Annotated in this window: 7 protein-coding genes; all 7 read right to left on the bottom strand. The window is 45.4% G+C overall.

Annotation, left to right across the window (positions count from 1 at the left end; translation table 11 throughout):
* Window positions 1-48 precede the first annotated feature (48 nt).
* Window positions 49-1032: a YitT family protein gene (locus HMPREF9140_RS04295; RefSeq protein WP_006952014.1), complete on the bottom strand. Its 984-nt coding sequence runs from the start codon at window positions 1030-1032 to the stop codon at window positions 49-51.
* A 4-nt stretch (window positions 1033-1036) separates the two neighbouring features.
* Entirely contained in the window at window positions 1037-4087 is a 3051-nt protein-coding gene (locus HMPREF9140_RS04290) for a leucine--tRNA ligase (RefSeq protein ID WP_006952013.1), read from the bottom strand.
* 916 nt (window positions 4088-5003) lie between these two features.
* Entirely contained in the window at window positions 5004-8447 is a 3444-nt protein-coding gene (gene mfd / locus HMPREF9140_RS04285; RefSeq protein WP_006952012.1) for a transcription-repair coupling factor, read from the bottom strand.
* Between the two features lie 7 nt (window positions 8448-8454).
* Window positions 8455-9756, bottom strand: a complete 1302-nt coding sequence (locus tag HMPREF9140_RS04280) for an NCS2 family permease (protein ID WP_006952011.1) — start codon at window positions 9754-9756, stop codon at window positions 8455-8457.
* Window positions 9757-9911: 155 nt separating this feature from the next.
* Window positions 9912-11702, bottom strand: a complete 1791-nt coding sequence (locus tag HMPREF9140_RS04275; RefSeq protein ID WP_006952010.1) for a bifunctional metallophosphatase/5'-nucleotidase — start codon at window positions 11700-11702, stop codon at window positions 9912-9914.
* Between the two features lie 252 nt (window positions 11703-11954).
* Entirely contained in the window at window positions 11955-12425 is a 471-nt protein-coding gene (locus tag HMPREF9140_RS04270) for a hypothetical protein (protein WP_006952009.1), read from the bottom strand.
* Window positions 12415-12927, bottom strand: a complete 513-nt coding sequence (locus HMPREF9140_RS04265) for an RNA polymerase sigma factor (RefSeq protein WP_006952008.1) — start codon at window positions 12925-12927, stop codon at window positions 12415-12417. Before HMPREF9140_RS04265 ends, HMPREF9140_RS04270 begins: the two co-directional genes overlap by 11 nt.

The raw sequence follows: 12927 nt of genomic DNA, 5'->3' as shown, positions 1-12927 counted from the left end.
TATGCAATTTTATGGTGAGGAGTGTCCGAGGGCCATAACGGAAGTTATTTAGGACCTGGGGGCTGATTCGTCATCCAATACATCTTCGGGTATCTGATAACGCTTCTTGGTTTTTACTTTGATATTGTCGAATCCTTCACCGAACACACCGATAACCGAGCTTTGACTCACAAAGGCACGGGGGTCGATCATTTTTATCAGTCGAAAGATGGTTTGACTTTCGTTGCGTCGGGCTAGGAGGCAAATAACCTTGATGTCTTCGCCGGTGTACCATCCATGACCGTCGAGAATTGTCAAACCGCGGTCAGTTTCACGAGTAATTGCTCTGGCGATACGTTCGTGTTCGCGCGAGTATATCATGAATTGAACAGATTGGCGCCGCATATTCATCACATAATCCAGCATGAAACACTCGATGAACATGGTGCAATAGCCAAACACCATCTTATGGATTCGCTCAACGTAGGTGCCGAATTGGGGGAAGAGCAGGCAGCTACCGATAACCATGATGTCGACGAGCATGAGTACCTGGCCGAGCGATATGTCGTAGTACTTGTTGACGCAGGCCGCGATGATGTCCGTTCCGCCAGTACTGCTGTTGTTGAGGAACACTATTGCGAGTCCGGTTCCGGTGAGACAGCAACCCACGATGAGCGACATGAACTCCTGACCTTCGCCAAGAATCTTGACAAAATGACCGGAACCATCAACCGGCATGAGCTCTTGCGCAAACTTAAGCATAAAGTAGAGTGCAACAATGGCGTAGATGGTTTTCACCATGAACTTGAAACCGAGTATTTTCAGCGCTACAACCAGTAGGGTGAGATTGATTATGAGATAGCTGTTCTCGATTTTGAAACCGGTGGCGTAGTAGATGATGGCCGACATACCGGTGACGCCGCCCGTTACTATTTCATAGGGCAACAGAAAAACTGTCCAACTGGCGGCATAGACCAACAAACCGAGCGTGAGGAAAATGTAGTCCTTTGCCTCGGCGTAGAATATCGCCTTGTCTATCTTCAGAGCATTCATAAGCTTATTTCAAAACTATATTGATGATTTTTCCAGGCACAATGATGACCTTCACAATGCTTTTTCCCTCGAGATAGCGACCTGAACGTTCGTCGTTTATTGCTGCTTTCTCGATGGCTTCCTTGCCGGCATCGGTGGGGAGAGTTATTTGGTAGCGCGCCTTACCGTTAAACGAAACGGTGAGATTCATCTCGTTTTCCACCAGATAGACCTCGTTATATTCGGGCCATGGAGCGTTGTAAACGGTTGTTTCGCCGCCGAGCCGGCCCCATAGCTCTTCGGCAATATGGGGAGTGAACGGGGCGATGAGTAAAACGAGCTGCCGAAGTATGTCACGGTTGGTGCAACTCTGGGCAGAGAGTTCGTTCACGCAAATCATGAAGGCCGACACGGCGGTGTTGTAGGAAAACTGCTCGATATCTGCAGTGATTTTCTTGGTGAGTTTATTGATGCTTTTGAGCATATCGGCTGATGGGGCGTCGTTGGTGAGTGGCTGCTGACAGAGCTTCCAGAACTTTTTGAGGAAGCGGAAACAGCCGTCAATACCGTTCGTGTCCCACGGCTTACTAGCTTCTACCGGCCCTAGAAACATTTCGTAGAGGCGAAGCGTATCTGCACCATATTGCTCAATGATGTCGTCTGGATTAACAACGTTGAACATCGATTTGGACATCTTTTCTACAGCCCATCCGCAAATATATTTCCCGTCCTCGAGAATGAACTCGGCGTTGCTGTATTCCGGTCGCCACTTTTTGAAAGCGTTGAGGTTGAGCACATCATTCTTCACGAAGTTTACGTCAACGTGGATCGGGGTGTATGATATGGTCTTTTTACTATTAGCAATTAATGAATTTAAAAGCCTTTCACAAATGAATGTCGGATATTCTGTAGAAAAACTTATAGCCTTTTTCCTTAAGTGAATGACAGTATAGCCTTCAGGTACACCTTTATTAATTGGCCTTCGTATTTTTCTAGAAGCATATATATACTTATTCTTATGGTCAACAAAGCAGTTATTAATCCCATTAAAGGCTTTGTAAAACTTCCGTTTTATTCTTCTATCTATATTCTTAGTATTAGCTAAGCGATAAACGAAGCTCGACCGACCTTGGATCATTCCCTGATTGATGAGTTTATCGTAAGGTTCCTCCTTACAGCTGTAACCATAGTCGAAGAGGAACTTATTCCAAAAACGCGAATATATAAGGTGGCCAGTAGCATGCTCGGTTCCGCCAACATAAAGGTCAACATTCTGCCAATACTCATCGGCCTCCTTGGAAACGAGCTCTTTGTCGTTGTGCGGGTCCATGTAGCGCAGATAGTAAGCCGAACTGCCAGCAAAGCCCGGCATGGTGCACAGCTCAAGGGGGAAGATATTCGTTCCATCGATGAGACTCTTATCGACGACTTTCTGCTCGGCTTCGTTCCAGGCCCATTTGGCGGCCCGCCCGAGTGGTGGCTCGCCCGATTCAGTTGGCTCGTATTTGTCAATCTCTGGGAGTTCGAGCGGCAGGCATTTCTCGGGAATCATGTAGGGCAGGTTATTTTTATAGTAAACTGGGAATGGTTCGCCCCAATAGCGTTGCCGTGAGAAGGTGGCGTCGCGCAAACGGTAGTTGGTCTTGATACGCCCTATGCCAGTTTGCTCGAGATACTCTTTGGTGCGAGAGATGGCTTCCTTCACCGTGAGCCCGTTGAGAGTGAAATCACCTTCCTTTGGGTTGCGCGGACTGTTCATCATGATACCTTCCTTAGCGTCGAAGCTCTCTTCCGTTACGTCGGCGCCCTCAATGAGCGGAACTATCGGCAGGTTGAAATGGCGGGCGAAGGCATGGTCGCGACTGTCGTGCCCAGGTACGGCCATAATTGCGCCGGTGCCATAGCCGGCAAGAACGTATTCTGAAATCCAAATAGGAATCTGCTCACCTGTGAATGGATTTACGGCAAACGAACCCGTGAACACGCCCGTAACCTTGCGGTCGCTCATGCGCTCGAGCTCGGTGCGCTTCTCAACGTAGGCGAGATATTCCTTTACGGCATTTTGCTGCTCGATTGTGGTTAGTTTGTCGATGAGCTCGGACTCTGGTGCGAGAACGATGAATGTTACTCCGAACATTGTGTCGGCACGAGTTGTGAACACGGTCATATGGCCTTTTTGTTCGCCATCGGCTGTGGGTGTTATGGTTTTGAAGTTTACTTCCGCACCCTCCGATCGGCCAATCCAATTGCGTTGCGTTTCCTTTAGAGAATCGGTCCAGTTCACCGTTTCCAGTCCGTTGAGGAGTCGTTCGGCATAGGCCGACACGCGCAGGCACCATTGCTTCATCTTCATTTGTACAACGGGGAATCCGCCTCGTTCGCTCACTCCATTCACCACTTCGTCGTTAGCCAGAACGGTACCTAGTTCGGCGCACCAGTTCACCATCGTTTCGCCGAGATAGGCAATGCGATAGTTCATCAGAACCCGTTGCTGTTCGTCGTTGTTCATACTTAGCCAGTCACGAGCTGAAAATATCTTTTCCTCGCTCTGTGCAACGTTCATGTTGAGCGTACCCTCTTCTTCGAAGTGGCGAATGAGTTCGGCAATCGGACGGGCTTTCTGTTGTCTGTAGTCATAGAACGAATTGAACATTTTCTGGAAGGCCCACTGTGTCCAGCGATAATACTTTGGGTCGCATGTGCGCACTTCTCTGCTCCAGTCGAATGAGAAGCCTATGCGGTCGAGCTGACTGCGATAGCGTGCGATATTCTCTTCGGTTGTTAGGGCCGGATGCTGTCCGGTTTGGATGGCATATTGCTCAGCAGGTAATCCATAAGCGTCATATCCCATGGGGTTAAGTACGTTATAACCGCACATATGCTTATAACGAGCATATATGTCACTGGCGATGTAGCCTAGCGGATGTCCAACGTGTAGTCCTGCTCCTGAGGGGTAGGGGAACATGTTGAGTACATAGAATTTCTTTTTGTCGGCTTGCTCGGCGACGCGATATATTTTGTCTTTGTTCCAGCGTTGTTGCCATTTCTTCTCAATGTCTCTGAAGTTATATTCCATTTTGTTCTATATCTGTTTTATTCTTATTTCGTCTACGTTCGTTCTCCAATTGGTATATCAGGTCGCTGATAGTCTTCTTTTGTTTTTCTTTCTGGGTACTATGATTTCCTTTTTATAGGAATTGATTCGGTTGGAGGATTCTACATCGCTCATGATTTCCTGCTTCATTGTCTTGTATTCGTGACTCATCTTCAAAGTAAATATCTGGTTTTACGACGATGGGTGGTATTGTTGACCTTTGGGTACGTCATCGGCAGGTAAGGGATAAATAAAGGTCGTATTGGTTGGAGTGAATGCAAAAGTACGTAAAAAGAAAGAGATATTTCCATTTGTCAAACCTCCCGGAGTGTTGGCGGTGTGATGATGACGGGTAAAAGGATGTATTGTATTTCTCTGTCCGCCCGATCCGGTAGTATGAGATGCGTCACGCGGCAGTAGACTGAATCGGTATGGGAATCCGGACAGACACGGGGGATGTCCCTACATACGGGCGAGCGCCCGAGTTAGCCCCATGTCCGTCATCCACCATCTCCTCCGAGGCTTATGCAGGTTCTTAAATCTAACTCATGTTATTTTAAGCCGTTCGGGAGAGATAGTGTCTGTCCTGTATGACCGATATAAGGAGTCGATGAGGAGTCCTTATAGGAGTTGTCGAGGATTCCCACTGGGGAAGGTTAAGGATTCCCACTGGGGAAGGTCAAGGATTCCCATTGGGAAAGGTCGAGGATTCCCATTGGGGAAGGTTAAGGATTCCCACTGGGGAAGGTCAAGGATTCCCATTGGGAAAGGTCGAGGATTCCCATTGGGAATAGTCAGGTATTCCCAATGGGTATGTAATTGTGTTGATATTGATTGGTATCTGAGAATGCCTTTGCGAGTGAATTCCGGAAGATGATGGGTGAGAGTGGGGGATGAACTAATCTAGGCTTTCTATTTCTTTGAGAATCTCGACTGCGGCAGTAACGGTGGGAACTTCGGTTATGAGCATGGAACGCTTGTTGTTTTTTTCTTTCAGATTACAACGACGGGGCTGGGAGGTGATGAAAGTGAGAATCTTGCCGAATGCCTTACTGCGGTAGTAGAAACTCGTGGGAATAGACACGAATTGAAGTTGCATGAAGTTTTGCTTGAGGATGATTTTTTCACAGCCGAGCTTTTTGCCTATCCTACGGAGGAGTACTACCTGGAGAAGCTCTTCGCCTTGCTTAGGTATGGGGCCGAAACGGTCTTCCATTCGTTTACGGTATTGAAGAAGGTCATCGTCGCATTCGATGGTGTCGAGTTCTCGATAGAGTAACATTCGTTCGCTGCTTCCTGGTACGTAGGTTTCAGGAAAATACATTTCAAGATCGCTTTCAATTGCGCAATCGTCCACGAAGTCGGTAGTTGAGTTCCCGGATGCATTGCTTTCGATGAGATCTTGAAATTCGTCGTTCCGGAGTTCGTTCACAGCCTGGCGGAGTATTTTTTGATAGGTTTCATATCCGAGTTCTTGCATGAATCCGCTTTGCTCGGTCCCGAGGAGATTTCCGGCTCCACGAATGTCAAGATCTTGCATGGCTATGCTGAATCCACTTCCGAGTTCAGAGAATGTTTCGAGCGCTTCGAGTCGACGTCGGGCATCAACGCTTAGGGCTGCGAGTGGCGGTGCTATGAGATAGCAGAAAGCCTTTTTGTTTGCTCTACCTACTCGTCCACGCATCTGATGGAGATCGGATAGACCGAATTGATGGGCGTCGTTGATGATAATTGTGTTTGCATTGGGAATGTCGACTCCGCTTTCAACGATGGTTGTCGAAACGAGCACATCGTAATCGTGGTTTATGAATCCCATGACGATATCTTCGAGTTCTTCGGGTTTCATCTGGCCGTGTCCTATTGCCACGCGGCAGTCGGGAACGTATTTCTTTATCATGGAGGCTAGTTGTGGCAGTTGCGATATTCGCCGGTTAACGATGAATGTTTGTCCGTTCCGGCTCATTTCGAAGTTTATGGCATCGGCTATGACTTCGTGCGAGAAGGTACTTATTTCCGTCCATACTGGGTGACGATTGGGTGGTGGAATGCGCATGATGCTCATGTCACGTGCTCCCATGAGAGAGAATTGAAGTGTACGCGGAATAGGAGTTGCGGAGAGGGTGAGGGTGTCGATGTTAGTACGTAGCTGGCGGAGTTTTTCTTTTGTTGTGACTCCGAATTTTTGTTCTTCGTCAATGATAAGAAGACCGAGATCTTTCCAGACTATATTTTTACTGATTAGTTTATGCGTTCCTATGAGGATGTCGATTTTTCCTTCAGCAAGATCGGTAAGCACTTGTTTTGTTTGCCTAGCTGTTCGAGCTCTCGAGAAATAATCTACTCTTACGGGCATGTTTTCTAGTCGGTAGGTAAAAGTTCTGTAGTGTTGGAAAGCGAGCACGGTTGTGGGTACTAGTACGGCCACTTGTTTGTTATCGGCTGCGGCTTTGAAAGCAGCCCGAATGGCAACCTCTGTTTTTCCGAATCCTACGTCGCCACACACTAATCGGTCCATTGGTCGCGAGCTTTCCATATCTTGTTTTATTTCGTTGGTTGCTTTCAATTGATCTGGGGTATCTTCATAGAAAAACGATGCTTCGAGTTCGTGTTGCATAAAAGAATCGGGCGAGAATGCGAAACCCTTTTCGTGTTGACGCCGAGCATAGAGTTTAATCAGGTCGCGTGCAATATTCTTTATATTCTTTTTAGCTTTCTCTTTGAGTCGTTCCCATGCTCCGGAACCGAGCACGGAAAGCTGAGGCGGCTCATTGCTTTCGGCACGACGATATTTACTGATTTTGTAGAGCGAATGTATGGAAACGTCAACAATATCACCTCGCTGATAAACTAGACGTATAACTTCTTGATAGGATTCACCCGAAGGTACACGTACCAGTCCAGCAAATTTTCCGATTCCGAAATCGATATGTACAAGGAAATCGCCTGGGTCCATTTCCTGAAGTTCTTTCATCGTGAGGGCGGCTTTCCCGAGTCGTGCTTTGTCTGATTTCAGATTGTATTTATGGAATCTGTCGAAGATTTGATGGTCGGTGAAGAAGCATTCTTTTTGTGTGTTATTGATGAATCCTTCGTGTAGGGTTTGGTTTATTGGGGTGAAAGGGATGGGTGTTGCTCGGTGCGAACTGTCCATCGTATCGAAGATGTCATGTAATCGGTCGGTTTGTTTCTTACTGTCGGCAAGGATGTAGAGTTTGTAGCCTTTGGCAATGTAGTCACGCAGCGTTCGTGCAAGCAGTTCGAAGTTCTTGTGGAATAGTGGTTGAGCCATTATATCAAATGTTAGAACGGCGTTGTTTTCTTCGCGTTTAGATGCTTCGATTGTACTGCTGGCTCCGAATTCCACGCGCCTGAAGTGTTCGGCCAGTTCGGTAAACCAAGTAGGCGAGACCAATTGCAGTTCTCGTTGCAGTTCTTTCCTGATTTCTTGCTGTTCAGTTTCGGTGTGGTTTGCAAGCTGTTCGTCAAGAGCTTTAGCAGAGAATCCTTCTTCGTAGATTCGGCCGACTGCCTGACACATGTATTTAAAATCTTTCGTTACGAGTAGAGCATCCTTCGGCAAGAGTTCGAAGAAAGGTACTTTCCCGCTAGGAGTTGACGAGAGCTCTGGTAGAATTTCAATCCGTTCACGTTGTTCGAGTGAGAGTTGATTTTCAATTTCGAAGGTTCGAATACTGTCTATTTCATCACCAAAGAAATCTATGCGAAAAGGTAGTTCGCTAGAGAACGAATAAACGTCGAGAATACTTCCGCGAAGAGCAAAATGACCGGGTTCGTAAACATAGTCAACGCGTCTGAAACCTAATTTGAGTAGTTGTTTCTCTAGGTCAACGATGTCTTTTCTGCCACCTTTGCGTAGCGATATTGTTTGCTCGTCGATTCGCTTCTTCGAAACAACAAGTTCGGCTATAGCCGATGGTTCTGTGACGATGAAAAGAGACGTTCTGCTTTTGTTATTGAATGCACCAAGTGCGGCCATAACCTCTGTTCGGAGAATTTCGTTTGCTGAGTCGCGTTGTCCATATTTTACCGAACGTTTGTAGGATGAAGGCAAACAAAGTACTCTTGCGATAGAGTCGTCGCTTTCAGAGGCGATTATTGTTTTGAGGTCGTTATAAAAATATCCAGCCTCGTCGTTGTCATTCAAGACAAAAAGAATCGTTCGGTTAATCTTCCCGGCAATTGTTGCGAATAGCATTGGGGCCGATGAGGCTACAAGTCCTCTGAGATAGAGTGTTTCCTTAGAGTTTTTTGCCAGCATCGTTTGCAAGGCCATTGCTTCGGCCGACGTTGCATAGCGATTCTTTATGTCTTGAATATTCATAGAATTTTTAGCCGAAGATGAAGTTCAGAATGAAAAGTATGGATAGTATACAGAGTGTCCAATTGAGGCTTTTAATTTTTCCGGTACAGAGCTTCATTATTACATAGGAGAGGATACCTAGGCATATTCCGTCAGCTATCGAATAGCATAGCACCATAGTTATCATGGTTATGAACGCTGGGAACGATTCGGTGATATTTTCCAGGTCGAGTTTCTTTACCGAGTCAAGCATCAGCACACCAACCATCACTAGTGCTCCGCTTGTTGCCGAACTTGGAATAAGAAGGAAGATGGGCGATAGAAATAGCGAAATGATGAAAAACACACCGACAACGAATGCCGTTACGCCCGACCGTCCACCTTCGGCTATTCCGCTAGCGCTTTCAACATAGGTTGTCAGGGTTGAGCTGCCCAGCACCGCACCACAGGTTGTTCCTATGGCATCGCTCATCATGGCTTCTTTCACTCGCGGGATGGTTCCATCAGGTTGCACGATACCGGTTTTGTCGGCCAATCCCATAAGTGTACCAATGGTATCGAAAATATTGATGATTAGCAGCGAAAACACTACCAGAACGGTTTTGAGATTAAGCAGTCCGCTGAAATCGAACTTGGCGAATATGGGCGACAAGTTTTGCGGAATCGAAACCGGTATCCACGAGTTAGGGAGCTGTGTTACGCCCATTGGTATACCTGCAAGCGTGGCTACGATTATGCTCCAGAAAAGTGCGCCCTTAACGTTATGTGCCATGAGGATTCCGCTGAGCAATATTGCCAGTATACCAAGCAGACATGGGCCTGTGAACGCACCAAGACCAACGAACGTTCCTTCATTAGCTACGATTATACCGGCATTCTTCAGTCCGATGAAAGCGATGAACATTCCTATTCCGGCCGATATGGCATAGCGTAGATTGGCTGGGATGGAGTCGAGAATTATTTCCCTGACGTTGAAGAAGGTTATGATGATGAACACAACTCCCTCGATGAACATTATAGCGAGCGAATGTTGCCACGTGAAGCCCATTGCCTGACAAAGCGTGTATGCGAAGAATGCGTTCAATCCCATTGACGGTGCCTGCGCAAAAGGAAGTTTGGCCATGAAAGCCAGTAGTAGAGTTGCAATTGCTGCAGATAGAGCTGTGGCTGTGAATAGCGCGCCTTTGTCCATTCCGGTAAACGATAAGATTGAAGGATTCACGGCTAGAATGTAGCTCATGGTTAGAAAGGTTGTTGCGCCCGCAATAAGTTCGGTGCGTAGTTTCATGCTTTTAGGGTCGAATCCTAAAGCTTTTTCTAAGAGTCTCATTATGTGTTGTATAAGGGTTTGTTATTTCGTTTTCGATGAAAGGTAATATCGTTTCTGATGAAAGGTACTATCGTTTTCAGAAAAAGGTACTATCGTTTTGGGCAAAAAGTACTATCGTTTTGGGCAAAAAGTACTATCGTTTTTGGTAAAAGGTACTATCGTTTTTGGTGAAAGGTACTATCGTTTTTCTGAAAGGTACTATCGTTGTCGCCGAAAAGCAGTTTACGGTCGCGAAGTGCAGCCGGAATTGTCCACTTCTCGGGTACGAATTTCCAGTTGCCTAGCGGTTTCGGATTCATCTCGCCGGCTTTCTTGATTTCTTCGATTAGATAGTACCGCTGGTCGCGCTCACTTTTCCAAACTATTCGTCCTTTGAGTGCATCGTGAGCAATACCGGCTCCTTTAGTTAGGAGTTCGCCACCACCGTTACCGCGATAGCTGTTTATAGCGACATTGTAGAACTTATTTTCGTCGAACGGTTCGCCGCTGCTCATTCGTATTATTCTTACCTTCTTGCCGTTGGGTTTGGTTACATCGACTTCATAATCTATTCCGGCAGCCGAGTCGAAGTTGAATGCCAGATTCTTGAATCCGGCTCGTTGTGAATCGTTCTTTGTATTAGCCAGAAGCAATAAGTGGTCGTCGGCGCTACGCATAGTGTTAGTCCACAGAGCATAGCTCATTTCGAGATATTGCTTTATTTCGCGTCCAGTTAGCCGCATCACATAGAGTCCGTTTTCATATTTGTAGAGCTTGAACATGTCGGCAATCGTTATCGGACCGGCTTTTATTTCCGTATTGAACTGCAACGGCGCATTGAAAGCAATATCGGAATGTGTGATGTCGAGCTCGAGTTGAAGAATAAGGTCGTTGAAAGCCGAACTGCCGAAATAGCAATCTTTGCTTGATATTGTTTCTTTGAAACGACCGATTTCCTCGGCAGACCATGCTTTTACCTCGTTGATTTCGTTTTTGAAATGTTCTTCGAACACACTGTCGGGTTCCAGTTTCCGAACATCAACTAGTTCGCCAGACTTTTCCTTTATCTCAAACCTCCCTTTTCGTTTCACCAATCTAACTGTTGCCAGCGCAACTCGCATAGCATTATTAGCCGGATTGAGACACAATACCGTTCGCCCGTCTTCGTGTTTCACTACTGAGTTGTGTATTGTGTGGTCGTGCCCGAAGAAAATTACGTCGAATCCCTGTACTTGTTTCGCCACCTGTTCAGCTGCATCCTCGTCGTAGGTTTCAGTTTTGATTCCTCCGTTCCATCCCGAATGAAAGAGTCCTACGATTATATCGGGGTGCTCTTTTTTCTTTACCTCATCAATTGTTCGTTGTGCACACGACACGATTTCCTCGAAGCTTATACCGCTCCAAAGTTCTTCCTCAAGCCAATTAGGAATTGCGGGTGTGAGCATTCCGATGATGCTTATGCGCACGCCATTTCTCTTCACAATCGTTGTATAGGGAAGAAAATAGGGCCGACCGCTTCTTGTGTTGATAACGTTAGCTCCGAGCAACGGGCAGGTAAGTTCATTTTTCCATTTATCATAGACAGCATGCCCCGTTTCAAGGTCGTGATTACCGATGGTTGCAGCGTCGTACTTCATGAAATTCAGTACTTCAGCTGCGATATTATCTCGGTTGGTTTGTACATAGTTATAATAATATGATATGGGTTGTCCCTGAAGAATGTCTCCATTATCGAGTAGGCATACTGCATCGTTGCCAATCTTATTTCTTACGTTGTTTACAAATGTCATCACTCTGGCCATCGAACCTTTTGCTGGTTGTTTAGCCAGGAAATCATATGCAAAGAAAGCGCCATGAACATCCGATGTTGCTATCAATTTTATGGTTGTTTCTGAGCCCTTATGTGCTGATAATACGGCACTGCTTGTAGTCAATAAAGTCATAGTTACAATGATGAATCGTTTCATATTATGTTATTGAGTAAAATATTGCATGCAAAAGTAACAATAAGTGCCTGTAAGCATATTATGTTCTCGTTGTATCTCCTTATTTTAAGTTTAGAAATCCGACGGTACCTTTTTTCTAAAGTTTAGTCATTTATTACATATAAATATTCGCATTAGTAGTCGTCTTAAAATAAGAACCGACATCTTTTTTAAGGATGTCGGTTCTGGTTGTTTTATTAAACACGAATTGTTTATAGAGAAAGCATAAAATTTCTATTTGATGATTGGAGCCTCTGCCGGAGTATTGTGTTGCAGAGAGTCGGTTTTTGTAGAGTCGGCCTTTGCAACCGATGGGCCTTCTTGAGTTTTATTTATTCTAGCTGTGTTTGAAACGTTCTGTGTTGTGTTTTCTGTGAATGCATTCTGTATTGCGTTGCCGAGTGTCAGTATTATTGCTACAATAGCTGCGGCTTTAAAGAGGGGCATGAAGCGTTGGTGTATTGTGATAATGCATGCTTTGACCGGTTTTTCATTAATAATGGACAGGATTTTTTTGTCAAAATCGTCGTTTAATTTGACAGTATCTTTCTCGGAATGTTCGTAAATGAATAAATCTTTATAAGATACCAAACCTACAGGAACATTCTTTTGTGAGAAGAATGTACGTAGGATTTTCTCTTCTTGAAGTGAGGTTTCGCAGTGCCAATAACGCTCCAGCAATTGCTCTATATACTTATAATCCATAATCTTCTATTTTCTTGTATTTCTGCTTTACAGTTTGACGTGCTCGGAATATATTCACTTTGACTTGTTCTTCCGTTATATCAAGAATAGCAGCGATTTCTTTATATTGTTTCCCCTCAAAATCGCGTAGTTGCATGCAACTACGTTGTTTTTCTGGAAGTGAGTCGACGATTTCTTTTATGAGCCGAACTTTATCCCGCTGAATCATTCTGTCTTGCGGAGTATATGAGGTTTGCGGTTCATCTATGTTCACATCCTCAAGGGAGTTATTGTTGTTGTCTCTGAGTTTGCTTCGATCGAGTGCTAGATTATGGCATATTTTCAAACTGAATGCTTCGATCGATTCTATTGTTTCCCAGTCGGTGTGTTTATTCCAAACCTTTATCAGTGTATCTTGCACGATGTCTTCTGCTTCTGCACTATCGAGAGTTATACGGAAAGCCAATCTAAAGAGCTGATTCTTCATTGGCAGTATATCGTTTCGGAAACTTATCTTGTTCAT

This window comes from Prevotella micans F0438 (assembly GCF_000243035.1).
In the GTDB taxonomy this organism is placed as follows: Bacteria; Bacteroidota; Bacteroidia; order Bacteroidales; family Bacteroidaceae; genus Prevotella; species Prevotella micans.
This window is presented reverse-complemented; position numbering and strand designations above follow the sequence as displayed.

Excerpts from the sequence above, each read along its gene's own strand:
- HMPREF9140_RS04295 (WP_006952014.1), bottom strand. The coding sequence starts at position 1,032 with ATGAATGCTCTGAAGATAGACAAGGCGATATTCTACGCCGAGGCAAAG.
- HMPREF9140_RS04290 (WP_006952013.1), bottom strand. The coding sequence starts at position 4,087 with ATGGAATATAACTTCAGAGACATTGAGAAGAAATGGCAACAACGCTGG.
- mfd (WP_006952012.1), bottom strand. The coding sequence starts at position 8,447 with ATGAATATTCAAGACATAAAGAATCGCTATGCAACGTCGGCCGAAGCA.
- HMPREF9140_RS04280 (WP_006952011.1), bottom strand. The coding sequence starts at position 9,756 with ATGAGACTCTTAGAAAAAGCTTTAGGATTCGACCCTAAAAGCATGAAA.
- HMPREF9140_RS04275 (WP_006952010.1), bottom strand. The coding sequence starts at position 11,702 with ATGAAACGATTCATCATTGTAACTATGACTTTATTGACTACAAGCAGT.
- HMPREF9140_RS04270 (WP_006952009.1), bottom strand. The coding sequence starts at position 12,425 with ATGGATTATAAGTATATAGAGCAATTGCTGGAGCGTTATTGGCACTGC.
- HMPREF9140_RS04265 (WP_006952008.1), bottom strand. The coding sequence starts at position 12,927 with ATGAACAAGATAAGTTTCCGAAACGATATACTGCCAATGAAGAATCAG.